Origin of the sequence: Aeromonas popoffii, assembly GCF_037818705.1 — a bacterium.
GTDB classification, from domain to species: domain Bacteria; phylum Pseudomonadota; class Gammaproteobacteria; order Enterobacterales; family Aeromonadaceae; genus Aeromonas; species Aeromonas popoffii.
Map to the genome: position 1 here is coordinate 1,789,506 of NZ_CP149129.1, position 25,884 is coordinate 1,815,389.

The following is a 25,884-nucleotide window of genomic DNA, read 5'->3' on the forward strand; positions in this document are numbered from 1 at the left end:
CCCTTGTTTATGGGCCTCTTTTACCTCAGACGGCCTGGTATTCCAGCTCGACCGACCCCAGCGCCTTGAGGGTGGACTGGGCGGAGTCCCGCTGGCTGATCTGGCCGTTTTTGCTCTCCAGCAGCACGGCGCGACGGAGGGTAGCGAGATCTTCACCGTTTAGCACCGCATGGGCGCAGGCCATCTGCATTGGCGGCAGGCTCGGGTTGAAGGCGGCGTTCTCGGCGTAGCGACCGCAGAAGAGGCGGCCATCGGCAAATTGCAGCGCCACCGCTGCATAGCCCTGACTGTAGGGGGCGTAGCTTTGGCGGGCGGCGGCCAGTGCGGCCTGCCAGAGCGGATCCTCGCTCTCGAGCATCAGCTCATCATGGGCTTGCGGGCTCATCAGGGCATCCGTGATGTCGAGATCCGCCGGCCCGAACGAGTGGGGGAGGAAGGATTGCAGGGCGCTCAGGTCATCCGGTAGAGAGACTTTCAGGATCTTGGCCGTGCTCAGCTCATTCATGAACTGGCGGCAGTGGCCGCAGGGGGTGTAATTGACCGTGATCTCGCTGATCCCTGTCTCACCGCCTAGCCAAGCGTTGGAGATGGCGGACTGCTCGGCATGAACCGAGTGGAACAGCCCTTGGCCGGAGAACTCCATGTTGGCGCCGAAATACCAGGTGCCGCTCAGGCCACAGGCGATGGCACCGACAAAAAACCTGGAGATGGGGGCCACCGAGCAGGCCGCGGCCAGTGGCAACAGGGCCAGGCGCAGGGCGCGGTCTTCCAGACCTGTGGCGGCTTTCAGGATGGTCACTTGCTCAGGGGTAAAACGGGCATTGAACTCGCCGCCCTGTTCGGGATCCAGCATGGGCAGCAGCGCCGCTTTGAGCGGGGCGGGCAGAGAATCGAGTGGCTTGGCAAAACGGGGATGCATAGTGTGTCCTCAAAGGCCAATTGGGGGATCATTGTAGGGAGCAAGCTTGGCAAAATGTGTGAGCGTGCTCACGCCCTGACGGGCAAAAGGAGGGGGATGGTAGAGGAAACGTTTGTCTTGCGCAAACTGTGCGTCAGCTCGCACTTGGCGGGCCGCAAGGCCCGCACAACAGCAGATCGGTGAGACTCAATTCAACCAGTGGTAAATGGCAAACAGCAGGGGAGCCACGGCGGCGGTGAGGATGCCGCACACCACCATGGCGAGCGACGAGAAGGCCCCTTGGGTAATGCCCTTCTCGGCAGAGGTGGCGGTGCCGATGGCATGGGCGCAGGCTCCCATGGCCAGTCCCTGGGCCTCGGGGTCGGTCACCCGCATCAGTTTGAGCAGCGGGTAGCCGATGAGGGCGCCTACAATCCCGGTTACCACCACCACGGCTGCGGCGATGGCCGGAATGCCGCCGAGGGACTGGCTGACGCTCATGGCGAGCGGCGTCGTGATCGATTTGGTGGCGAGCGAGGCCAGCAATGCCGGATCGGCGCCCATAAAATGACCGATCAGCAGGGTAGTACAGACCGAGATCAAGACGGAGGCCAGCGCACAGATTAGGATGGGCTTGAGCCTGACCTGGATCTGGCGGGCCTGCTGGTAGAGTGGCAGGGCCAGCGCTACCACGGCGGGTTCCAGCAGCGCCGTGATGGGGCGGGTGCCGCTCTCGTACTGTTCCAGCGGCAGATCAAGCCAGAGCAGCAGACCTATGATGACGGCGGTGGGCACCAGCACAGGGTTGATGATGGGCCAGGGCAGGCGGCGATAGAGGGTTCTGGTGGCAAAGTAGAGCGCCAGGGTCAGGGGAATGGCAAGCCAGAAGATCATCTGTTCATCCTCTGGTAGAGCCGGCCGACCGTGCCGAGGATCAAGACTATCCCGAGCACTATGCAGAGCATGATGAGGCCGAAGGATTGGCGCAGCGGCTCCAGCCAGGCCACCAACCCGACCGCCACCGGCACAAACAGCACCCCCATGTGGCGCAGCAGCAGGCCGGCGCCTAGCTCGACCCAGTGCAATTTCACCAGTTGCAAGGAGAGCAGCACAAACAGCAGCAACATGCCGATGATGCTGCCGGGGAAGGCGAACGGCAGTATGGCTGCCAGGGTTTTGCCCGCCAGCAGGCAGGCGACGATGACCATGAAGTCACGAAGGTACAGCAAGGCACGTTGCGCGATCACGTGAGCCCCTACTTGGTAACTGTGAATGAATGGGCAGTTTACCAGAGAGGCAGGGGCGCGACATTAAAACAATAACAGCTGAAATCGGTTCGTTTGAGGCTGATTTTATTGAGGATTTTCTGACTCGATGGGTTTTTTAAACGACCTGGTTCTGAACTGATTGTTTTGTTGATGAATTACAAGGAGTAGCCATGACATCCCTCTTGTCCCGCGTGCGTCAACTGGCAGCCGATAGCGCTCTGCCCCCGGCTCTGTTGCAAACCCGTCAGTGGGAGGGGTCACTGTGTCGGGTCAGGCTCGACAACACAGGTCCTGATGCCACGCCGGTCGGCCGCTGGGTGCTGTTTGACGGCAAATTGGGCCTGCCAGTGGAGAGCGCTATTTATGGCGAAGGATTCCAGATGCTGGCCCAGACTATGGGCAGCTGGCAGACCCCGCAGCCGGTGGGCCGTTGCCCCGATGCCAGCGTCTATCGCATCAGCGACGACGACGGCTTTCACACTGTCCACAACCTGCTGCTGGTGGAACACGGCAAGGGCTGGCTGCTGCTCGCTTTTGCCAGCTGCCACCGCTTTGGCGGCGAGTTCCGCCTCTATCCGGATGGCCGCCTGCAGATCCTGATGAACTGTGAAGATCGTCCGTTGTTTGCCGGCCAGCACTGGCAGAGCGAGGCGCTGCTCTGTCTGGAGGGGGCGGATCGCGAAGCGCTGCTGGCCGAATTGGCGAGCATGATCGCGGCCGAGCACGGCAGCGTGATCGCCGAGGTGGCGACCCGCCCCAGCGGGTGGTGCTCTTGGTATCACTACTATGCACAGGTGAGCGCCGCCGATATTCGCGAGAATCTGGCGGTGCGGGCCGGGCGTTTTCCGGCCCTGCGCTACGTGCAGATCGACGATGGCTATCAGGCGAAGATGGGGGATTGGCTCACGCCTTCGCCTAAGTTCGAACAGGGAGTGGCAGCCGTTGCGGCTGAGATCCGCCGTGCCGGTTGCGAACCTGCGCTCTGGGTCGCCCCCTTTATTGCCGAGCCGACCTCACAAGTGTTTCAGGATCACCCTGACTGGTTCGTGAAGGGGGATGACGGGCTGCCGCTCCCCTCCGAACGGGTTACCTATGGCGGCTGGCGCTGTACTCCCTGGTATGTGCTGGACGGCACCCACCCCGAGGTGCAGGCGCATCTCGAGCAGCTGTTCAGCACCTTGCGCGAGCAGTGGGGCATTCACTACTTCAAGCTGGATGCCAATTTCTGGGGCGCCATTCATGGCGGCCGCTTCCATGATCCTTGCGCCACCCGGGTCGAGGCCTATCGGCGCGGCATGGCGGCCATGTTGCGCGGAGCGGGTGAGGGCGCCTTCCTGCTCGGCTGCAACGCCCCCATCTGGCCGAGCCTAGGGCTGGTACACGGCATGCGGGTGAGCGATGACGTGGAGCGCAATGGCCACCGTTTTCGCCAGATTGCCCGCGAGACCTTCTGCCGCGCCTGGCAAAACGACCGGCTGTGGGCGCTGGATCCTGACTGCGTCTGCCTGCGGGATCTGCCGAGTCAGCAGGCCAGCCCCACAGAGTACAGCTTCCATCTGGCTGCGCTGGTGGCAAGCGGTGGCATGATGCTGGCGGGGGACCGGCTGCGGGATCTCGATGCAGCACAAGCGGTGCAACTGCATAAATTGCTGGCCCTGTGCGCGGCCCGTACTCCGTCCGCCCGTTTCGAGTCGATGGCGTTTGCCTGCGGGGAAGTGAACTTGCCGCAAGGGGGCTCGTTGCTCTGTCTGTTCAACTGGGAGGGGCAACCCCAGGCGTTTTTGCTGCCGGCAGGGGGCATCGATTTTTGGCAGGATAAGGCCGTTGGCACCGAGATCACCCTGCAAGGGGGGGAGGGACGGGTTATCTGCTACCGCTGAGTACATTGGCGAGCATAATTCAGGCTCCCATGGGAGCCTGAATTATTCGCAAAGCGGGCATAAATGTCGGGGGATCAGTAACACCACTCGAAGCCGATGGCGTAATTGGCGGCGCCATAGCCCGGGATCTCGTTGCTGGAGAGCAGTGCCTTGAAGGTGAACTGCGGGCTGAGGGGCATGCCGAGGCCCATGCCGATGGCGACCTCATCATTGGTGTTGCCAATCATGTCGGCCCGGATCATGCGATAGAGCGACATGTCCTGGCTCATGTGCACATAGCTCTGGGAGGCGCGATTGTAGAGCTGACCAAACACCTCCAGCTGAAAACCGGCCTGGGGGGTGATGGCCAGCGGCACGCCGACAAAGTTGTAGAGATCGGATCGGTTGAAATAGCTGTTGGTGATCTGGGGAGTGAAGTCGGTCTGCTGATAGAGGCGGCTGAAGTTGCTCTCGATCAGCTCATAAGTTTGCTGCGGCAGTTGCAGCAAATAGTCGGGGACATCAAAACGCACGCCTGCCATGCAGGCCGAAGGCAGCAGGGAGCAGACGAGCAAGCCGAAACCGGATAATCCTGAACGCATCAGACGAGGCATCCCCAAGGGTCGATAGTCAAAGGCCGTTAATCCAATATTAGCGCACAAATAATTGAAACTTCAGGAGTCTTAGCTCCCCTTCCCATTATGTCTTGGGCGAGGGGAACAGACCGATATTTAACTGTGAAGCCGATCACATCTCACAGATCTTCGAGGTAGTGATAGAGGCTCTTGAGAATCGCAAAGTTCCGCTCATTACCCTGATTCTGCTCGGCCAGTGCCTCGAGGCGAGGGGCGTAGTCCGGCAGGCGGCGGCTGAAGTAGTCGCTGCAGTGCAGGCGCCATCGCTTCTGCTCCGCCTCGCTCAGGGTGTGCGGCCAGTTGCGGGCGCGGTAGCGGAACAGCATCTGGGGCAAACGCGCGTCTGTGAAGGCAAATTCCCGCTCTCCTAACAGTTCGGCCGGGGTGGCACGCACCAGATCCATGGTGGCCTTGTCGCCGTGGCCGAAGAAACCGGCGTAGAGCTGGGTATCTGGATCCGAGTCATTGTTGCCCGCGAACTCCTGATTGAACACCTCCACCAGTTTTTCCCGCACCTCGGGATGGGCCCGCAGCAGATCCAGGCTCTTGCGGCACTGCTCCCGGTCGATGCCAAGCTCGTCGGCGCGCTCGGCAGTCAGGGTGGCCGCTGGCGCCAGCACCGGGCACTTGTTGATGTGCACCAGCTTGACCGGAATGGCCGCCAGATCTCCCAGCTCATCCTTGCGGGTATAGAGCCGCTCGCGGATCTCGTCGCTGGAGAGCGCGATGAGCGGGGTTGGATCACGGGTCAAATCCACCATGATCACCGCATTCTGGTTACTGGGGTGCCAGGCGAGCGGCGACACCCAGCTCACGCACCCCTGCCAGGGGGAGAACATGCCGGAGACATGGGTCAGTGGCTTCATGGTCACCACGTCGATCAGTGCTTTAACCTTGTTCTTGTTGCGAAGGTCAAACAGATAGTTAAACAACTTGGGCTGGGCCTTTTTCACCAGCTTGGCCATCTCTATGGTAGCCAGCACATCGGAGAGCGCATCGTGGGCATTGGCGTGAGCCACGCCGTTGGCCACCGTCAGCTTCTCCAGCCTGAAACTCGGTTTGCCCTCCTCGTCAAATGCCCACTCGATCCCCTCCGGGCGCAGGGCATAGCAGGCCCGCAGCATGTCGAGTATGTCCCAGCGGGAGTTGCCGTTTTGCCAACTGTAGGCGTAGGGGTCATAGAAGTTGCGATAGAGGGTGTAGCGCGTTACCTCGTCATCGAAGCGGATGCTGTTGTAGCCCAGCACGCAGGTATTCGGGGTGGCAAACTGTTCGTGGATCTGGCGGATGAAATCCGCCTCGCACAGTCCGTCTTTCATCGCCTTTTGCGGCGTGATGCCAGTGATCAGGCAGGCTTCCGGATCCGGCAAATAATCTGCCGGCGGCTTGCAATAGATGACCAGTGGCTCGCCGATGAGGTTGAAATCCGCATCGGTACGAATGCCGGCGAACTGCGACGGCCTGTCCTTCGCCGGGCTGATGCCGAAGGTCTCGTAATCGTGGAAATAGAAGGTAGGATTTGTCTGCTGGTTCATTTCGTGGTTCTGAATTGTGTTTATATGCTTGAAAAACAAGTCGTTATACGGAGTGCTATCTCAGATTGTCTCACTTTGTCCGATCTTGATTCAGTCCGTTTCAGACCAGTTTGGTACATATCTGTGTACACGTTAGGACGCGTTAATGTGTCAGTGAAAAATCAGATGACCAGTCACAGGAGAGTCATATGCCACTTACTGATACGAAGCTACGGGCCCTCTATGGTAAGCCCTACTTTGGCAAGACGGAATTGTCAGATCGTGATGGATTGTCAGCTCGGGTCACCGAGCGAGGCACCATCTCGTGGCAATATCGCTATCGCTGGCAAGGAAAAGCGGCGAGACTCAAAATTGGACGCTATCCCGACCTTAAACTCGCTGATGCCAGGGCGTTGATCCCTGCTATCCGTGGTGCACTTGAGCGTAATGAACACCCCAGAGTTTTCTGGGATAAGCTCCACCAGAAGCATGATGTCACACTGAAACAGTGCTGCGAGCATTTTCGTGAGCACCATCTGCCCAAGCTGCGGCCCCGTACGGTCATGCTCTATGAGCATACCATGCAGCGCTATTTCGAGCCTCTGTTTATTGGTATTCCGGTTGAACAGATCCCGTTTTTCAGCTGGCTGGAGTGGTTTGATAAAATTGGCAAGAAACAGCCCAAGAATGCCGGTCATTTATTACGCAGGTTAAAGTCCATTCTTAGTTTTTGTATTCGGCGTAATCTCATTGGCGGCTCCCCGGTGCTGCAATTACGGACCGAAGATGTTGGCTCTCAACCTGAGAGAGGTACTCGTGTGTTGACCATGCGTGAACTCGCTCAGATTTGGATTGCATTTGAGCAGAGCAGGGCCAGCCGCGGATTAAAATTGGCAGCCAAATTGGTGATCCTGCTTGGCTGTCGCAGCGGCGAGGCATTGGGTGCACAGTGGAGTGAGTTCAATATGGAGGAGCAAATTTGGACGGTTCCCGCTGCTCGTGCCAAATGTGGGGCGCCAATACGTAGGCCTATTCCTGGCAGGGTGGTGATGTTGCTTCAAGAAGCAGCGGCGAGATCTCGGCTAAAGGGTGGCCCTGTATGCCGTTCACCTGTGAATCCGAGAAAGTCATTGAGCAGTGCGTCTCTGATCCAGCTAGCAGAGCGTGTGCGAGATAAACTGGATCTGCCGTATTGGCGTATGCATGACATGCGACGAACGTTGAGTACGCGTTTATCGGAAGAACGAGTTCTACCACAAGTCACAGAAAAAATTCTTGGCCACAGGATGGCGGGTGTCATGGCTATTTACAATCTACATGATTGGATTGATGAGCAACGTGAGGCATATGAGTTATGGGATACAAAATTAATGGAGGCAGTAAAATCCTTGCAGGAAATTAAATATTACTGAACCATGAAATGGTGTACTTCATCATCTAAGATGAGTGCTTCCCCCTTAATATCCAGCTATTTACCGCTGCGGCCGAATAAAAGCCTTTATTGATAGGTGGTGGGAATTTGTTTTCTTTAATCCATCTGTACAGCGTCGATCTGGATATGCCAAGTTTTTTTAATAGCGTTTTGGTTCTTATTAGTGCTGGTTCATTGTTGTTCATATATCCTCCTATTTTTTAGGAGGTTAAACATGATTGGTATATGTGTCAATTTGCCATATTTTTAGACGGCTTGCTTTTATGATATAGAAAAACAAGTCGTCATGTTCATACTACGAAAATCAATTTAATAATTGTTTTTGTGTATTATAAAAGCAATGAAAATGGCTATGGAACAATTTGACTTATGGTTATGATTTGTAAATTTCAATAACAATTTTGGCTCGTTTTAACTCTTGATAGTTGGGTATAGAGTGTGTTCGTGTTGTTAAGTCAACGGGTGGCTCTATTCATTATTGGTAGAGTTGAAAAAGCGATTGAATAGGTTAGCCCCGAGGGGGTAATAAAGTGGGGGTTAAGCTGAGAATTAATAAAGTTTTTTGTGTTTTATAGGATTGTGAATCCGTTCACAAATCATGATGTTTTTTAAGTCATGTCACCCGTCGCAAGCGGGGTTCGTTTGGAGTACTGTTTGGGGTTTCATATGGGTATACTAGTTCCGGAGAAACTATAGATGTCAAGGATATTCCTGATGGCTGCCGCAACCTTGGTTGCAAGCAATGCGGTGATGGCCACTACGGTTATTGATGTAAACGTGATGGTTCCTAAATCCATCGTTGACCAGGATGGTGCCGAAAAGGTATTCAACACCATTCACCAGCGCGTATCGGCTATGGACGACTATTACACCAGCCAACGCACGGGCATCATCAAAAATGGCAATCCTGAGAACCTGCATTTCGAGGTAAAGCAGATCCTGGTTATGAGCGATACCGTCCTGAACCCGACCTGCAAAAGCGATTACGGTCCTGCAACAGTGCTTCTCAATGAAAAAGTCATTGCAGTCCGTGACTCTTATGGCCCTAATTTTGGCATCAAAGCACCACCACTCTGGGATGGAATTTGCAACAACGAGCAAGACATTCAAGACCTGACTTTTTCTGTGCATAGCTCTGGTGCCGATATGTGGATCACCACCAAGGGCGAACGTGATGGCAAATATGATGGGATGGCTTCTGCTGGACCTGACTTCTGGGTAAGCCGTTATGACACCAGCGCTGATACCTACGCACATGAAGCCTTCCACCTGTTCGGTGCAGAAGATCTTTACAACCGTAAGGGTGCAGAAGGGTTCTGCGACCAAGGTGGTATCTGGGCTGGTCGTCTGATGTGTGGTTACGGCGATCTGACCAAGAACAACATGTTCGGTGGCAGCCCTACCGCGATCGACCAAGGGGATATTTATCCTTACGGCCCGAGCGAGAAATACTTGCTCCAAAACTTCTACAACAACCCTGACAGCCCTGATGCCGCACGTATCCTGACCATGCCGGATGGCAACCTCCGTGCTTACTACGGATGGACAAAAGGCACTGGTGCAGGTGTGATGCCGAGTGCTGATGTTGCTGACCGCACTTTCACCATGAAAGTCGACAGCACCACCCTGACCAATGCGAAGCCGTATATCGACGTTACCATCACTGCCTCTGGCACTGATGCAGCCAGTAAGCGCCTCTCTGTAGAGCTGTATAGCAAGTCTGGCAGCGCAGTTGTGGGCCAGCACTACAACGATGGTATCTCGCAACTGGTGCGCTTTGACCCGACTACAGGCCAAACAGCGCTCGATGCGGCAGGCAACCCGACCTACACAGTGCGCGTGAGTGCTCGTGATCTGGCATTCGTTGGTGCCAAGAGCTTCACCCTCGGTCTGCGTAGCGGTACTGGCGGTAACGTGATTACCCAGCCGATGGCCATCACTGTGCAAGGTGCCAACACTGATAACGGTGGTAACGGCGGTGGCGACAACGGTGGTGGTGGTGGTTCTACTGGCCCAATATCATTGCTGGCTTTGGTTCTCTGCGGGTTGGTTCGCCGACTTAAAATGAGCCTATAAGCCTAACTCCAATATCATTAATCACTGTGTCAATGTTGCCAAGCAGTATTGGCACGGTGAATTGACTCTCTATATATGTCATTAAGCGTTACCGAGAATCATAACTGAAGTCCCAGAGATCCTAATTTCCATTGAACGATGGGATACAATGCGCATTCTCGGGAATCTGGATAGTAAAGGCTCAAGCCATGCAGAGAGCCTTTTTTATTTTCTTTTTAATCGCGGGATGGGGCAGTATTGAACTTGGTTAGCGGGGCATCATGTACAGGACCTTAAGAAAATACGTCAATTAAAATCCCTACCAAGATCCTGTTTAGGATAAATTTTCTCTGCTTTGTTTCGCGAGCATTTTTTAACAGAAAATCTATAGCCCACTCCAACCTCCAGGGGGTAGTGGCGCGCAGACGCAGGCAAAACTTGCAGAGGCGGGCAATGCGCTCAAGCTCGGCGGGAGCGAGGAGTTGATTGAGATAGTGGTTGGCGTGGATAATAGTCATGGCTTCGGGCGTGGCGGTTTTGTTTGGTGATAAAATCAGATCACAAACGAAGCCTTTTTCATATCTATTTCAATTGGTTGCGGCTAAAGATCCTGTTCATGAGTCTCAGCTACATGTGTGCTTCTGACGCTACCATCTGCTGAACATATGTCCGGGGGCCCCTCAAATACCACGGCAAAAGCTCACCGCCAGCCCTGCTTGAAGGAAAATGATGGCTTTTGCAGCAAACGGTCGGCGCATCACCCTCTGATGTGATATCAGGCATGGTTGTAACAGGGCCAAGTAGGTAAACTTGTTGGCAATTTCTGGCATCTCAACCAACAAGGTTGGGAAGCTCTGCCTCTTTTCGTTTTCCATGCGCCCTTGGCGCAAACAGACTCTTATCGGAATACCTGACTCATGGCTATCAAGAAGAACGAACTCTACTCCTCCCTCTGGGCTGGCTGCGATGAGCTGCGCGGCGGGATGGATGCCTCCCAGTACAAGGACTATGTGCTGACCCTGCTGTTTGTGAAATACGTCTCCGACAAGGCCAAGGGCAACCCTTACGCCATGATCGAGGTGCCGGCCGGGGCGAGTTTTGACGACATGGTAGCGCTCAAGGGCAGCAAGGAGATAGGCGAGGGGATCAACACCATCATCAGTGCGCTGGCTACCGCCAACGATCTGCAAGGGGTGATCACCATTGCCGATTTCAACGACGAGGACAAACTCGGCAAGGGCAAGGAGATGATCGACCGCCTCTCCAAGCTGGTGGCTATCTTCGAGGGGTTGGATCTGTCGGCCAACCGTACCGAAGGGGATGATCTGCTGGGTGATGCCTACGAATACCTGATGCGTCACTTCGCCACCGAGTCGGGCAAGTCCAAGGGGCAGTTCTACACCCCGGCCGAGGTGTCGCGCATTCTGGCCAAGGTGATTGGCATCAGCCGTCAGACCCCGCAAGATGCCACCGTCTACGACCCTACCTGCGGTTCAGGATCTTTGCTGCTCAAGGCGAGCGATGAAGCAGGTCCCAAGGGACTGACCATTTACGGGCAGGAGATGGACAACGCCACCAGTGCGCTGGCGCGGATGAACATGATCCTGCACGACAACCCCACTGCAGCAATCTGGAAGGGCAACACCCTGGCTGCGCCCCAATGGAAGGAGGGCAACAACCAGCTCAAGACCTTTGACTTCGCCGTAGCCAACCCGCCCTTCTCCAACAAGAACTGGACCAGTGGCCTCGATGCCGAACACGACGAGTTCGGCCGTTTTGTCTGGGGCGTGCCGCCCGATAAAAATGGTGATTACGCCTTCTTGCTGCACATCATCAAGAGCCTGAAGAGCACCGGCAAGGGTGCAGTGATCCTGCCCCACGGTGTGCTGTTTCGCGGCAATGCCGAGGCACGTATCCGCGAGAACCTGCTCAAACAGGGTTACATCAAGGGGATTATCGGTCTGCCCGCCAACCTCTTCTACGGCACCGGTATTCCCGCCTGCATCATCGTCATCGACAAAGAGAGCGCCCACACCCGCGCCCTTTCTGTTCAGGTTGAGGGCGCATTGGCCAGCAATGAGCAAGGGCTGTTTATGATCGATGCCAGCAAAGGCTTTATCAAAGATGGCAACAAGAACCGGCTGCGCGAGCAAGACATTCACAAGATTGTCGATACCTTCACCCGCGGCCTGACCCTGGATGGTTACAGCCGCTGGGTGCCACTTGGCGAGATCGCCGGCAACGACTACAACCTCAATATCCCGCGCTATATCGATGGCAGCGAAGGGGAAGACCTGCACGATCTGGCTGGCCACCTGCAAGGGGGCATCCCTGATCGCGATATCGCAGTGCTTGGCCGCTACTGGCGGGTATTCCCGACCCTCAAGGCCACCCTGTTTGCCCCGCTGCGACCCGGTTACAGTGAGGCGCGGGTAGTCGCCGCCAAGGTCAAGGGCACCATACTGGCCTGTGTGGAGTTTGCCCGCTTCAAACAAGCGGTGCTGGCGCCGTTCGCCCAGTGGTTTAGCGAGTGCCAGTTCGGTGAGTTTGCCAAGGGCGACTCGCCCAAGGCGCTGATCGACGAGGTGAGTGAAGCGCTGCTTGAGCACTACCGCGCGAGCGCCGAGGCGACCGGTGAGCTGCTCGACCCCTATGCCATCTATCAGCTGCTGATGGACTACTGGCAAAGCCAACTGCAAGACGATCTCTATGTGCTCTCACAGGATGGCTGGCCAGCGGGTCGGGTGCTACGCGAGCTGATTGCCGACAAGGGCGAAAAAATCAAAGAGAGCCCGGATCTGGTGATTGGCAAGGCCAAGTACAAGGCGGAGCTTATTCCCCCCGCCTTACTGGTTGCCCGCTTCTTTGCCAATGAGCAAAAAGAGCTCGATACCCTGCAAGCCGCGCTGGATGAAGCGAGCCAGGTATTGGAGAGCTTTATTGAGGAGCAGAGCGGGGAAGAGGGCGGACTGGTCGATGCCATGAACGACAAGGAGAAGGTCACCGGCGCCAGCGTCAAGGCCCGCATCAAGGTCACCACCGACAAGGAGGAGCTGGCTGTACTCAAGCAGGCGCAGCAGCTATTCGACGCCGAAACCCGCGCCAAGAAGGCTCATAAAGAGGCCAGCGAATCCCTCCATAAAGCGGTATTTGCTCACTACCCCAAGCTGCAGGATAACGAGATTAAAACTCTGCTGGTGGAAGACAAATGGCAAGCGAGCCTGCGATCTTCGCTGGAAGCCGAGATTGAGCGGGTTACCCAGCAGTTGGCGAATCGGGTCAAGGAGCTGGAGGAGCGCTATAGCAGCTCCCTGCCACAACTTACTAAAAACGTTAGCGAGCTGGAGGCCAAGGTGGCAGCCCATCTAAAGGCCATGGGGCTGGAGTGGGCATAATGGCAGATCAGATGATGCAGCATAAAGCAGATGAATTGGCCACCGAGCAGACGATTCCGGCGGGCTATAAGCAGACCGAGGCAGGACTTATTCCTGAGGATTGGGCATTAGTAACAATAGATGATGTTGCTTCATTTTCGGGCGGTTCCCAGCCGGCGAAGAATTTTTTCTCATCGGAACCCAAAGACGGTTACATTCGGCTAATTCAAATAAGGGATTACAAAACATCTGAGTATGAAACATACATACCTGCATATTTGGCCAGAAAATTATGCTCTGAACATGACATCATGATCGGTCGATATGGTCCTCCTATTTTTCAAATCTTAAGGGGAATTAGCGGGGCTTACAATGTCGCACTGATTAAAACTGAACCAAAAAGGCTAATTGATAGAGAATATCTATTCTATATCCTAAAGACGGATAGATTATTTTTATTGATGGATATGTTGTCTCAACGCTCATCTGGACAGACAGGGATTGAACTGCCTGCACTTAAAGCGTATCCAATTCCTCTTCCATCCAAACAAGAACAAATCGCCATTTCCAATGTACTGTCTGACATTGATGCGTTGACTGCTGGCTTGGAACGGCTGATCGCCAAGAAACAGTCCGTCAAGACTGCAACTATGCAGCAACTGCTGACCGGCCGGACCCGACTTCCGCAGTTCGCCCTGCGTCCCGACGGCTCCCCAAAAGGGTATAAGTTAAGCGAGCTGGGAGATATTCCGGAGGATTGGGAAATAAAGCAGATCATCCAATTTACTGACTGTACTGCAGGTGGTACTCCTAGCACTTCAATCGCTTCATATTGGGGAGGGGAACATCCTTGGATGAGCTCCGGCGAACTACATCTAAAAAGAGTGTTTGATGTCTCAGTACGAATCACCGATGAAGGATTAGGTAATAGCAGTACCAAGTATGTTCCTGCAGACTCAGTATTGATAGGTCTTGCTGGTCAGGGAAAAACACGCGGAACTGTTGCAATAGCCAAAATACCGCTCTGTACCAATCAGTCAATAGCATCTATTTTCCCATCAGCTGAACATTGTCCCGAGTTTCTTTTTTACAATCTCGACAGTCGCTATGAAGAATTAAGGGAACTGTCTACGGGAGATGGTGGGCGTGGAGGTTTGAATCTTGCGATTATAAGAAGGTTGAAAGTCATCTTCCCAGACAAGACTGAACAATCCGCCATTGCCAACGTCCTCTCCGATATGGATAGCGAGCTTACCGCGCTGGAGCTGAAGCTGGCCAAGGCCCACGACCTGAAACAGGGGATGATGCAGCAACTGCTGACCGGCCGTATCCGCCTGCCACTGGAGGTGCAAGCATGAGTACAAACCGCCGTTATTACCGTATCTTCGCTGGCGCCAAAAGCCTGTATGCCGAGCTGTGTCAGCAGCAAGGTTTTATCGGCGGTGACTGGGGGATTGAACAGGATCTCAGCACCCAGTTACCCGATGATTGGCGCGAGTTTAACAAGGCGTTCGTGCCGCAGTTTCTTGCCTCCAATCCCGACAAGAGTCGCATCGCCGCCGGTTTGGCCTGTGGCATGTTGCACACCATCTGCAAGGGGATGCTAACCAATGATCGGGTGCTCTGCCCCGATGGCAATGGCCAGTATTATGCCGGTGAAGTGATCTCTGACTACTTCTATCAGCCGGGCGGTCCGTTGCCGCACCGACGCAAGGTAAACTGGTTTCCGCAACGGTTGCGCAAGGACGAGCTGAGTCTGGAGTTGAAAAATTCTGCAGGCTCGATTGCCACCGTCTGCAACCTGAGCAAATACGCCCAGGAGCTTGATGCCTTGCTAGCAGGAAACCAGCCGCCAACGCTGATCCACACCGATGCTACTGTGGAAGACCCTGGGGTATTTGCCCTGGAAAAGCATCTGGAAGAGTTCCTGATTGCCAACTGGGCCACCACCGAATTGGGTAAGAGGTTTGATATCTATAGTGAGGATGGTGAGCTGGTGGGCCAGCAATATCCCTCGGATACCGGACCGATTGATATTCTGGCTGTCAGCAAAGACAAGCAACGTCTGTTGGTGGTCGAGCTCAAGCGCGGGCGCGCCAGCGATGTGGTTGTGGGGCAGATCCAGCGCTACATGGGCTACGTCAAAGATGAGTTGTGCGAAGCCAACCAGACCGTCCATGGGGTGATCATTGCACTGGAGGATGACCTCAAATTGCGTCGTGCCTTGAGCGTGACACAGAATATCCAGTTCTATCGCTATCAGGTGAACTTCAAGCTAGTGAAGGCGTGATAGATGCAGGGGATGTAGACCCGAAAAACAGACAATCCATACAGAGAGCACGCCAACCGAGGTGAATAAAAGACAATGCCATATGACTACAGCGGTACCCTCAACCCCGACAAGGCGCTGATTTTTCGCATCGTACATCGCGATAATCTGCCGTGGATCCTGGCCAATGGGCTTTGGGCAGGGAATTGTGCGGAGAAGAGCGATAGCTGGGTGCATATTGGACTAACGGAGCTAATCAACAAGCGTGCCCATCATCCGGTACCGCTGGCCCCCTATGGCGTGCTCAATGACTATGTGCCATTTTACTTCACCCCTTTTTCTCCGATGCTTAGCAACATTCACGCAGGGAGAGGGGTACCCCGGCGCGATAACGACGAAATCCTGATCTTGGTATCGAGTCTGCACCGCATGGCAGAGCTTGAATTAGCGTTTTTGTTTACCGATAGCCATGCCTACTATCAATGGGCCAATTATTACGATGAACTTGGCGATCTGCAGCGCATCGACTGGCCTATTTTGCAGCGTCGAGATTTCAAGCGTGATCCGGATGACCCTGCAAAGTTTGAGCGGTATCAGGCAGAGGCGCTCGTCCATCATCACTGCCCGGTTGAGGCATTGTTTGGTGTGGTGTGTTACAACGAAGGGGTGAAAAACCGGATTGAACAGATGATGACACAATCAGGTATGACCCTACCTGTTTATGTTCGTCCTGGATGGTACTTCTGATGATAAAATACACGACTGGCAACCTGTTGGATGCGCCTGTAGAGGCATTGGTGAATACAGTGAACACCGTTGGTGTCATGGGTAAGGGCATTGCGCTGATGTTTAAAGAGCGCTTTCCCGACAACATGGCTCGCTATGCGGCTGCCTGTAAGTCAGGGCAAGTGACCACCGGCAAGATGTTCATCACCGACACCGGTGAGCTGCTCGGCCCCCGCTGGATCATCAACTTTCCCACCAAGCAACATTGGCGATCTCCATCCCAGATGGCATGGATTCAGGAAGGCTTGCAAGATCTGCGACATTGGCTGGTGCAAAACCACGTCAAATCTATCGCCATCCCCCCGCTAGGGGCAGGCAATGGTGGCCTGCCATGGCCTGAAGTAAAACAGGCCATTGAAGAGGCTCTCGGTGATCTGGATATTGAGATCCTGCTGTTTGAACCCAGCAACCAGTACCAGAATGTTGCCAAACGTACTGGTGTCGAAAATCTCACACCGGCCCGTGCCTTGATTGCCGAGCTGGTCCGTCGCTACTGGTTTCTTGGCATGGAGTGCAGCCTGCTGGAAATTCAAAAACTGGCATGGTTTCTGGAGCGATTTATTCGTCAAACGGCACCACAAGATCCGCTGCAGTTGCACTTCACGGCGCACCATTATGGCCCTTATGCCAATAATCTGGCCCACTTGCTGAATGCAATGGACGGCAGTTATCTCAAATCAGATAAGCGGATCCCAGACAGCAAACCCTTCGATGTCATCTGGTTCAATGATGACAAGAAGCAACAACTCGCCACCTATTTGCATACCGAGGCGCGAGCTTACTTACCCGCGCTGGAGCAAGCGGCTGCGCTTATCGACGGATTTGAATCGCCTTATGGAATGGAGCTGCTAGCAACCGTTGACTGGCTGGTAAACCAAGAGGGATGCGAACCCACCGTAGAGGCGCTGCGGGCTGGGCTCCTGCGTTGGCCGAAAGGGGAAAAATGGGCACGGCGCAAAGCTGGCTTGTTTGATGACAAGAGTTTGCAGATTGCACTCACTCGCCTACAGCAGGGGTTTTCTGTTTGTCATTGATGAGTGACAACCGCCATGTTCTTGAAATATGGTAGTCTTGTCTGACTCCGTCGCAATGTAACTCATTGTCTTAAGTATTGAATCAAGACTGGGGCTGCGTTTGCTGCTCTCTTGATTTAGATATCATCTCTTTCAGGTTGGTTGTTTGGCTATGCAGCCTCGGCCATCTTGTTGTCCACATGGAATTTCTCCTATGGGAAAAGTCGGTCAAAAAGAGCTGGCCACCCAGCAACGCGTTGTCACCTTTTTTCAGCAGCGATTAGGGTGGCACTACCTCGGTAACTGGCACGCCCGCCCCAACAATCGCAATGTCGAACCTGCTCTGCTGACCGACTGGTTGATGGGCCGTGGCGTGGATGAGGCGCTTATTCCCCGAGTCCTGCGCCAGCTCGAGCGTGCGGTCAGCTTGGGGGAGGGGCGCCAGCTCTATGATGCCAATAAAGAGGTCTATCGCCTGTTACGTTACGGCGTGAAGGAGAAGTGCGGGACGGGTGAGCAGAATCAGACCATCTGGCTGGTGGATTGGGCCAATCCAGAGGCTAACGACTTTGCCATCGCTGAGGAGGTGACGGTCGCCGGGGAGAACACCAAGCGGCCGGATCTGGTGCTCTACGTCAACGGTATTGCGCTAGGGGTGATTGAGCTCAAACGATCCACCGTCTCTATCGGTGAAGGGATCCGGCAAAACCTCGACAACCAGCAACAGGATTTCATTCGCAATTTTTTCACCACCCAACAGTTGCTCATGGCAGGCAATGACAGCCAGGGTCTGCGTTACGGCACCATTGAAACCCCCGAGAAGTACTATCTGGAGTGGAAAGAGGCAGGCTCTTCGCAGGATGGAAATCTGCTGGATCGCCATCTTGCCCAGCTCTGCGACAAGGGGCGCTTTCTTGAGTTAATTCACAACTTTATCGTGTTCGATAGTGGGGTGAAGAAAACCTGTCGCCATAACCAGTATTTCGGGATCACGGCAGCCAAGCGGTTTATTGAACGTCATGAGGGCGGGATCATCTGGCATACCCAGGGCAGCGGCAAGAGCCTGACCATGGTGTGGCTGGCCAAGTGGATCCGGGAGAATGTCGCTGACAGTCGTGTCTTGATCATCACTGACCGTACCGAACTTGATGAGCAGATAGAGAAGGTATTTGCCGGGGTTGAAGAGGAGATCCTGCGTACCAAGAGTGGGGCCGAGCTGGTGCGTCGTCTTAACGAGGCACACCCTTGGCTGCTTTGTTCTCTGGTACATAAATTCGGCAGGCATACGGAAGAAAAAGGTGAGACGGCTGAACAAGATGACGATGAATTTATCGCCGAGCTCAAAGCCAGCCTGCCGGCTGATTTTGCGGCCAAGGGCAAACTCTTTGTGTTTGTGGATGAGTGCCACCGTACCCAGTCGGGCAAGTTGCATGGGGCCATGAAGAGCATATTGCCCGAGGCACTTTTTATTGGCTTCACCGGCACACCCCTGATGAAGAAGGATAAGAAGAAGTCGGTAGAGGTGTTTGGACCCTTCATTCACACCTACAAGTTTGACGAAGCGGTGAGCGATGGGGTGGTGCTGGACTTGCGTTATGAGGCCCGCGACATTGACCAACGGGTCAAGTCTCAGGCCAAGGTGGATGAATGGTTCGAAGTAAAGACCAAGGCGCTCTCCCGGCTTGGTCGCCAGCAGCTTAAAGAGAAGTGGGCATCAATGCAGAAGCTGCTCTCGAGCCGCTCACGGCTTGAGCAGATCGTAGCCGATATCCTGCTCGATTTTGACCGTAAACAGCGCCTGGCGGATGGCCGTGGCAATGCCATGTTGGTGTGCGCCAGCGTTTATCAGGCTTGCAAAAGCTATGAGCTGTTCAGTCAGGCAGGATTTGCAGATAAGTGCGCCATCATCACCAGCTATACGCCCAATGCCAGTAACATCAAAGGACAGACGACCGGTGCGGGGTTGACCGAAAAGCTGGCGAAGTACCACATCTATCGCAAGATGTTGGCGAACTTTTTTGGCCAGAGCGAGGATGAGGCCGGCAAACGGGTGGAGGAGTTTGAGAAAACGGTCAAACAGCGTTTTATCAAGGAGCCGGGTCGGATGCGGCTGCTGATTGTCGTGGACAAGCTGCTGACCGGTTTCGATGCGCCGTCTGCGACCTACCTTTACATTGATAAAAAGATGGCCGATCACAGCCTTTTTCAAGCTATCTGTCGGGTTAACCGGCTCGATGGTGCCGATAAGGAGTATGGCTATATCGTCGATTACAAGGACCTGTTCCGTTCTCTTGAGAAAACCGTCAAGGATTACACGGCCGAGGCGTTTGAGGGCTATGACAAGGAGGATGTGGCTGGGTTGCTGAAAGATCGCTTGGCACAAGGGAAGCAAGATCTCGATGATGCCCTGGAGGCAGTGCGAACGCTCTGCGAACCGGTCAAGGCCCCCCGCGAAGAGTTGGATTATCAGCACTACTTCTGCTGTGCTCCGGGGGCAGACGAAGATGAGCTGCTCGACAAGGAGGCGCTGCGTCTAACCCTTTATCAATATGTTGCCAAGCTTATCCGTGCGTTTACCGCGCTGGCGGGAGAGATGGAAGAGGCCGGTTATAGCGCGAGCCAGGCTGCCGCAATCCGCCGTGAGGTGGAGCACTACAGCAAAGTGCGCGACATGATCAAAGTAGCCAGTAGTGATCACGTCGATATGAAGCAGTTCGAGCCGGCGATGCGGCAGATGCTGGATCTCTATATCGATGCCGACCCCAGTGAAACCCTGATGGACTTTGAAGAGCTGGGATTGTTGGAGTTGATCATCGAGCGGGGGGCTGAAGGGCTTGAGGGGGCACCCGAGGGGCTGCGTAAAGACCCCGAGGCCATGGCTGAGGCGATTGAAAACAACGTGCGACGAACCATCGTCGACGAGAATCCGGTTAACCCCAAGTACTACGAAAAGATGTCGGTGCTGCTCGATGAGCTGATTGAGCTGCGTCGCTCCCAGGCTATCTCTTACCAGGAGTATCTGGAGAAAGTGCGAGAGCTGGCTATGAAGGTGAAACGTCCAGCCAGTGGGGGGGCAGAAACCTATCCTGGAAGTGTCGATACCTCAGCCAAGCGCGCGCTCTATGACAATTTGGGCCGCGATGAAGTGCTGGTGACCAAGATCGATACTGCCGTCAGATACACTAAAAAGGCGGACTGGCTCGGTGATCGCTTCAAAGAGCGGGAGGTTGCCTTTGCTATTGCCGAAGAGATCAAAGAGTACGATGTGACCGTCGTGGATGTGATGACCCTAGTAAAAGCCCAGCCGGAGTACCATTGATGGCGTTGGTTACCTTTGGTGAGCTGACTGTCGAGTTGCAGCGCAAGGGCATCAAAAACCTGCACATCAATGTATTGCCCCCTGATGGACGGGTGCGGGTTTCTGCGCCCACTGCTTTGTCTGATACCGCCATTCGTGTTGCAGTGGTGCGAAGACTGGCCTGGATTCGACAGCAGCAGGCGGCGTTTGTTGCCCAGCCGCGTCAGAGCGAGCGCAAGATGTGTAGCGGAGAGACCCATTATCTTTGGGGACGAGGCTACCGACTGGATGTGATCCAGACCGATGGCGACCATAGCGTCAAGCTGCAGGGTGGCTGGATCCGCATGCGAGTGCCCGCTCATTATGATGCTGATCGTCGTGAGGCGTTGTTGCTCGAGTGGTATCGTCAACTGCTACGGCAGCGTCTTCCGGTACTTATTACCAAGTGGCAGGCGACTCTCAAGGTTGCTCCTTCTTTTGTGGGCATCAAGCGAATGAAGACAATGTGGGGTAGCTGCAAAACAGATACTGCTCGTATCTGGATAAACCTCGAGTTGGTCAAGAAGCCCCCTGAATGCCTGGAGTTTATTGTGGTTCATGAGATGGTGCATCTGTTAGAGCGCAAACATAACCAGCGATTTATCTCCCTGATGGATTTGCACTTGCCAAATTGGAGAGAGCACCGAGAGAAGCTGAACAAAATGCCGCTGGCGTTTAACCGGTGGGGGTATTAAGCACAAAAGCGAGCGGTCTAAGAACCGGTTTACGCGACCACTATCTTGAAAAAACGCTCGAGTTGAGTAATGAGCTGCTAAAGGGAGAGGCGAAAAACTCTCTAACATAAAATCATGTACAAGCTCACATTATCAACTAGCATTTCACCACTCAGAATCCCCGACGTATCACGTCGGGGATTCTGTATTTTAACATATGATGCGGTCGCTCCACGTTATATATATTTACCGTCTCACGCACCACCCCTCGTGTGACTAATAACATCCAGAGTCGCTAAGTTGAACTGGTCTGGATAAGATGGTCACCAGAATGTTATATGGATAAAACTCGTATCTATTATTATATTTCAGATTCAAATCTCTTCAATTCTCACTCTGGGTGACAAGACGTATTTAATTTATTTTATCCGCCATAAAATAAAATCGTAACCCTATCGATTACCCTAATCAGATAGCAAAATTAAATATATCATTACAGTGTGATACTAAGTGAAATAATATGAGGTATCGCTCAGCATTCATCTTGTTCAATGTGGTTCTCTATATAGAGCGTATTTCATCCTGAAATATAGAAGGTATAAGTTAAGGGCAGAATGAAAAGGTATAATTCTTTAGCATCTACAAGATGGCGTCGAAGGCTACATAATATGAATAATAAGGCTCATTCCAATTTGGATTCGATCGGGTTGTATCAAGGGGGCCTGGTTATAATTAATGGTATCCCATTGTACTATCTTGGAACAAGATACTGAGATGAGTATGGAAGGGTTGGTTATTGCATATCCAGTCGCTTTATCTTCATAATTTGATGATTTTTCTGAGTTGTCTGTATGGTGAACAGGCTCAGCAAGTCGTTGGGTAGAAGTGTCTGCCACCATATGGCAGCGCCAAATGTTCATTGCCATATAGTGGCACGGATTTTTGACATTGAGATAGTAGTTTCACTAGCTTAAGGCTTTGTTTTTTTAAGAGCTATTTTTTAATGATTAGAGTTTGTGTACATGATAAAATCATAGCGATTTGCATGCAAAAATCTCCGATAAAAATTGCCATAATATGGCAATGGACCATTTATATGCCATCACGTAAAGCTTGTCGTTAAACTGTGTTAAAAATAGTGTTTTAATGGTCGTATCTTAGTTCGTGGATGTTCATAGCGGTATAGCAGTTTGTTGACATTAGGCGTGATATTGAATTTTTTCATTGGTAACGTTCTATATTCCCATCGTTGATGACAATTACTGAGCGTTCAAGGGATTCATGTTGAATTTTAGAGGGGCTATGCTGCAGTAGTCGGGTGACTGCGGCCTTTTTCGCAATGCTCTAACAACCGATAGGTGTTTTATTTTTGATAAAGGGGGTGCGTCCTTTTCATTGAAAGGCATCATTTTATGGCCTAGCGATAGAGAGCGCTATCGATACGTTACATATAGCACTCGACAAGGATACTTCATTTATTTTGTTTGCGTCTTTTTAAGGATCATGGCAATAGCTATGAACTAACTGAAAATGTGGCGATCTGATCACCACCATCCCCTTCAAGTCTGCATCATGATCAAGTCGCTTCACTCCGTCACCAACTGGCATCAATACAACAAGTCTCTGATTAGCCGTGGCTCTCTCACCTTCTGGGTTGATGTAGACGCCATGGATAACTGGCTCAACCAAGACCATCACGGGCGACGGGGCCGCAGCTAGCTCTACACCGACCAGACCACTACACATTGCCCTAACCACTTGCTATTGATGACGCCAACAAATTAGCCTCATTAACCTTGTCCAGTTGTTCGGGTGCTAGGAATCGTGCTGCATACTCGCGCCAGATCCCGCTGCTGACAAACAGAGTGAACAGGTTCGGGTCGATATGCTGTTCGCGAACCATGTTGGCCATGATGGCAAGCGCCTGAGAGACACTCTTGCCCGATTTGTAGGGGCGATCGCTGGCGGTGAGTGCCTCGAAAATATCGGCGATGACCATGATGCGGGCTGGCACGCTCATCTGCTGCCCGGTCAGCTGGCGCGGATAGCCTCTGCCATCCATGCGCTCGTGATGACCGCCGGCAATTTCCGGCACGCTGCGCAGATGGCGGGGGAAGGGGAGTCGCTCCAGCATGCGGATGGTTTGGATGATGTGTTCATTGATCTTGTAACGCTCCTCCTCGGTGAGGGTACCCCGGCTGATGGCAAGGTTGTATCTCTCCCCTCGGTTGTAGAGATAGTGCGGCACCTTGACCTTGAAGTTCCATGAATTGTGCTCGTCGATCCTCTCCTGTTCAGGGCGAGGAATGAGGTGACAAGACTTGTCGGCCAGCAGAGGCTCGAGGAAGGGCAACTCGGGGGCAGGCTCGCCCTGGCGCAGCTTGAGCTCCTCTCGGCTGATACCGAGCCGATCATCCAGGGTGCGCAACCAGGTGCGGCGAGCAATGGTGTTGAGCCGCTCGATTTTCTCAGGAGCCATCAATTCACCGCCCAGATTACACTCGGCGACGAAGGCAAATTCTTGGTCCAGTTCGGCCCAGCGTGGCGCAGCTTCATCCCGGCAAGCACTCCTGACCTCTTGCGGCAGGTGGGCTGCAAGGCATTCGATGTAGACATCCCGTTTGAGCACTTCAAAACGAGTGCGGATCTCGTGGATCCGGTCATAGATGGTTTCCAGCTTAGTAGCTTTGTCGACCACAAATTCCGGCGTGGTGACTTTTCCGCAGTCGTGCAGCCAACTGGCGATATGGATCGCTTCCCACTCCTCATCATTGAGGGTGAAACCGGCAAAAGGCCCCTTTAGCTGGGCGCAGGCGGCTGCGGTGAGCATGCGAGTCAGCTCGGGCACCCGCTGGCAGTGGCCGCCGGTATAGGGGCTTTTAGCGTCGATGGCGCCAGCCATCAGTTCGATAAAGGATTCGAGCAGTTGCTTCTGCTCTTCCAGCAAGCGCTGGTTCTCAATAGCGGAGGCTGACATTCCTGCCAGTGCCTCGATCAGGCTAATGCGCGAAGCAAGCTCCTGTTCACTACAGCGCGGCAAGATCAGCAGTAAGCAGCCGATCAGCACCTGCCGATGGTTGCGCAATGGCTCTGCCACCAGTTGGCATGAGCCGAGGAAAGGGCCCCAGCTGCTGAGGTGCTGCGCCCATACCTGTTTATCCACGGTGAGCGAGATGCGCTGCGAACTGGCTAATCCGGACAATAGAGCCTGCTGCCAGGGGACCAGCCCGACTGCCAGATCTGCCTGCTGCCAGCGGGCATACACCGGCTGCATCTCATGTTGCTGAGCCAGATAGAGACATCCCCCTTTAGCTTGTACCGCGGCGATGGTTTCGTGCAGGATGCGGCTGTTCAGGGAGTCAAAGCGATGCTCGGCTGCCAGCGCTCGTCCCATGTTCATAAAGTTGCCAAGGGTCCGACGCATGCTAGACATCGTGCGAGCAAGGTCATCTATCTCTCGGATGGCCGACTCGGGCATCCGACTTTCGCCAAAGTCGAAGTGCTGGATCCGCTCGGCCTCCTTGGTTAGTGCAATCAACGGAGTCGCTGTTCGCTTAGAGACCCACCAAATCACGGGTAGCAATAATAAAAGACCCATTATCGCCCATCTAAGAACAATAAACGCTTCATGACGTGCCTGCTTCTGTAGTTGTTCATGTGAGACCATTAGGGCGATATTGAAAGGTGAGTCCTCACCAAGAGGAGAGAGGCTCACCAACCACTTATGACCAGAAACAGTGCTCAGGTAAATTTCCGCTGGAGATCCAAGTAAAGTAGGGTGCGTGATAATTTGTTGTTGCAAAGCATCCATTGCAGGGTGACCGAGCATCGCCAGTGTAGGGAGCTTAGTGAACTGTTTAAAGCTGGGCATGTCTGCCGGATTAGTGGCAAGCAGCGTAGCTTTTTCATCGAATATCACCACCTGACTTTGCATCGGCAAATCAAGTGTTCCAATCATCGTCGATAACCCTTTAACGCTAATATCCAGACCCATTACAGTACGACGATTAATACTCTGTACGGCCATGGTCATACCCGGTTCCTTCGTTGTGAAGAAAAGGTATGGACGATTTACCACAATCCCGTAGCGTCTGCTCGCTTGTTTGTACCATTCACGACTGCGGGGATCAAAGCTGTATTCGGGTTCGATGTGTCGTGTAATCAAGACCAAATCTTTATCGTAGTAAAGAAACTCCCCAACCCCGTGGTGCATGCTCTGTACCAGCCAAACACTATTAATTGGTATCTTTTTATCAAGCAGCGCACCACTGTTTACTTTTGTTAGTTTACGAACAAGAAAAAAATCACCATCCTGATAACCGATATAGATAGCACCATAGCTGGGTCTATTAGCTAACACTGTCACCATTTGCGCCAAATAGCTTAGACGTGCTTCGAGGCTATCCATATCCTCAAGCTTTCCATTTCGTAATAGATTTAGAGACATGCGAGCGGGCTGTTCGTTCAACTGCAAAGCGAGGCTTAGTTGTTCCCGAGATTGAACAAAGCTCTGCCGCGCATGCTCTACCCCTTGTCGCATATTCTGTTTAAATTGTATGCTCAATAGCGCGATCCCCAGTAACGTGAATAGCATGATAAAGAAAGTTGCTATATGAACATGGAAAGGTTTAAGGCTTCGTTTGGCAGATGTCATGAATGTCTCCTTGTCATATGCCTAGTGGCAAAGGGATTCTGACCTTAGTGTAGTGCTTAGATTTACAGTAGTGATGGACGCCCCTACCCAATGCAGTCCTGCATTTAACTTGGGAG

The 25,884-nt window shown here is 53.5% G+C and carries 18 protein-coding genes and 1 pseudogene; 11 read left to right on the forward strand and 8 right to left on the reverse strand.

What is annotated here, in order from left to right:
* Nucleotides 1-25: 25 nt before the first annotated feature.
* From cdd to WJM78_RS08510, 3 genes are all read right to left on the reverse strand, one after another.
* A complete protein-coding gene (gene cdd, locus WJM78_RS08500; protein ID WP_339015096.1) occupies nucleotides 26-919 on the reverse strand; it encodes a cytidine deaminase in 894 nt (297 codons plus the stop codon).
* 186 nt (nucleotides 920-1,105) lie between these two features.
* Nucleotides 1,106-1,792, reverse strand: coding sequence for an LrgB family protein (locus WJM78_RS08505; RefSeq protein ID WP_108536795.1), 687 nt, complete (start codon nucleotides 1,790-1,792; stop codon nucleotides 1,106-1,108).
* A complete protein-coding gene (locus WJM78_RS08510; RefSeq protein WP_042035460.1) occupies nucleotides 1,789-2,145 on the reverse strand; it encodes a CidA/LrgA family protein in 357 nt (118 codons plus the stop codon). Before WJM78_RS08510 ends, WJM78_RS08505 begins: the two co-directional genes overlap by 4 nt.
* Nucleotides 2,146-2,336: 191 nt before the next feature.
* On the opposite strand from WJM78_RS08510, the gene WJM78_RS08515 reads away from it, so the two are divergent.
* Nucleotides 2,337-4,046 (forward strand): glycoside hydrolase family 36 protein, encoded by a 1,710-nt coding sequence (locus WJM78_RS08515; protein ID WP_339015099.1) that lies wholly within the window; start codon nucleotides 2,337-2,339, stop codon nucleotides 4,044-4,046.
* Between the two features lie 74 nt (nucleotides 4,047-4,120).
* Here the strand turns inward: WJM78_RS08515 and WJM78_RS08520 are convergent, their stop codons facing one another.
* Nucleotides 4,121-4,627 (reverse strand): hypothetical protein, encoded by a 507-nt coding sequence (locus WJM78_RS08520; protein WP_042035513.1) that lies wholly within the window; start codon nucleotides 4,625-4,627, stop codon nucleotides 4,121-4,123.
* Nucleotides 4,628-4,779: 152 nt separating this feature from the next.
* Complete coding sequence (gene sbcB, locus WJM78_RS08525) at nucleotides 4,780-6,195, reverse strand: exodeoxyribonuclease I (protein ID WP_339015102.1); 1,416 nt, start codon at nucleotides 6,193-6,195, stop codon at nucleotides 4,780-4,782.
* A 188-nt stretch (nucleotides 6,196-6,383) separates the two neighbouring features.
* Here sbcB and WJM78_RS08530 point away from each other — a divergent pair, with 188 nt between their 5' ends.
* On the forward strand, nucleotides 6,384-7,586 hold the full coding sequence (locus WJM78_RS08530) for a site-specific integrase (protein WP_339015104.1): 1,203 nt from the start codon (nucleotides 6,384-6,386) through the stop codon (nucleotides 7,584-7,586).
* Between the two features lie 25 nt (nucleotides 7,587-7,611).
* Here the strand turns inward: WJM78_RS08530 and WJM78_RS22810 are convergent, their stop codons facing one another.
* The gene (locus WJM78_RS22810; RefSeq protein ID WP_422388442.1) at nucleotides 7,612-7,791 is read right to left on the reverse strand and encodes a helix-turn-helix transcriptional regulator; all 180 of its coding nucleotides are present in this window, start codon (nucleotides 7,789-7,791) and stop codon (nucleotides 7,612-7,614) included.
* 529 nt (nucleotides 7,792-8,320) lie between these two features.
* On the opposite strand from WJM78_RS22810, the gene WJM78_RS08535 reads away from it, so the two are divergent.
* On the forward strand, nucleotides 8,321-9,682 hold the full coding sequence (locus WJM78_RS08535; protein WP_339015105.1) for an SVAGG family GlyGly-CTERM protein: 1,362 nt from the start codon (nucleotides 8,321-8,323) through the stop codon (nucleotides 9,680-9,682).
* A 659-nt stretch (nucleotides 9,683-10,341) separates the two neighbouring features.
* On the opposite strand, the gene WJM78_RS08540 is transcribed toward WJM78_RS08535, so the two are convergent.
* On the reverse strand, nucleotides 10,342-10,536 hold the full coding sequence (locus WJM78_RS08540) for a hypothetical protein (protein WP_339015107.1): 195 nt from the start codon (nucleotides 10,534-10,536) through the stop codon (nucleotides 10,342-10,344).
* A 42-nt stretch (nucleotides 10,537-10,578) separates the two neighbouring features.
* On the opposite strand from WJM78_RS08540, the gene WJM78_RS08545 reads away from it, so the two are divergent.
* The 8 genes and pseudogenes from WJM78_RS08545 to WJM78_RS08580 form a co-directional block, all read left to right on the forward strand.
* Nucleotides 10,579-13,056, forward strand: a complete 2,478-nt coding sequence (locus WJM78_RS08545; RefSeq protein ID WP_339015109.1) for a type I restriction-modification system subunit M — start codon at nucleotides 10,579-10,581, stop codon at nucleotides 13,054-13,056.
* Entirely contained in the window at nucleotides 13,056-14,393 is a 1,338-nt protein-coding gene (locus WJM78_RS08550) for a restriction endonuclease subunit S (protein WP_339015111.1), read from the forward strand. Before WJM78_RS08545 ends, WJM78_RS08550 begins: the two co-directional genes overlap by 1 nt.
* Nucleotides 14,390-15,325 (forward strand): endonuclease NucS domain-containing protein, encoded by a 936-nt coding sequence (locus WJM78_RS08555; RefSeq protein ID WP_339015113.1) that lies wholly within the window; start codon nucleotides 14,390-14,392, stop codon nucleotides 15,323-15,325. The genes WJM78_RS08550 and WJM78_RS08555 overlap by 4 nt, the downstream gene beginning before the upstream one ends.
* 75 nt (nucleotides 15,326-15,400) lie before the next feature.
* Nucleotides 15,401-16,051, forward strand: a complete 651-nt coding sequence (locus tag WJM78_RS08560) for a type II toxin-antitoxin system toxin DNA ADP-ribosyl transferase DarT (protein WP_339015115.1) — start codon at nucleotides 15,401-15,403, stop codon at nucleotides 16,049-16,051.
* Nucleotides 16,051-17,124 (forward strand): type II toxin-antitoxin system antitoxin DNA ADP-ribosyl glycohydrolase DarG, encoded by a 1,074-nt coding sequence (gene darG, locus WJM78_RS08565; protein WP_339015117.1) that lies wholly within the window; start codon nucleotides 16,051-16,053, stop codon nucleotides 17,122-17,124. The genes WJM78_RS08560 and darG overlap by 1 nt, the downstream gene beginning before the upstream one ends.
* Nucleotides 17,125-17,317: 193 nt before the next feature.
* Nucleotides 17,318-20,422 carry an HsdR family type I site-specific deoxyribonuclease gene (locus WJM78_RS08570; protein ID WP_339015119.1) on the forward strand — a complete coding sequence of 1,035 codons (3,105 nt, stop codon included), beginning with the start codon at nucleotides 17,318-17,320 and terminating at the stop codon, nucleotides 20,420-20,422.
* Complete coding sequence (locus tag WJM78_RS08575; protein WP_339015121.1) at nucleotides 20,422-21,135, forward strand: SprT family zinc-dependent metalloprotease; 714 nt, start codon at nucleotides 20,422-20,424, stop codon at nucleotides 21,133-21,135. The genes WJM78_RS08570 and WJM78_RS08575 overlap by 1 nt, the downstream gene beginning before the upstream one ends.
* Nucleotides 21,136-22,686: 1,551 nt before the next feature.
* Nucleotides 22,687-22,830 (forward strand): annotated as a pseudogene (locus tag WJM78_RS08580) (IS5/IS1182 family transposase); the annotation flags it as partial.
* A 34-nt stretch (nucleotides 22,831-22,864) separates the two neighbouring features.
* Here the strand turns inward: WJM78_RS08580 and WJM78_RS08585 are convergent.
* Nucleotides 22,865-25,768: an HD domain-containing phosphohydrolase gene (locus WJM78_RS08585; RefSeq protein WP_339015123.1), complete on the reverse strand. Its 2,904-nt coding sequence runs from the start codon at nucleotides 25,766-25,768 to the stop codon at nucleotides 22,865-22,867.
* Nucleotides 25,769-25,884: the final 116 nt, after the last annotated feature.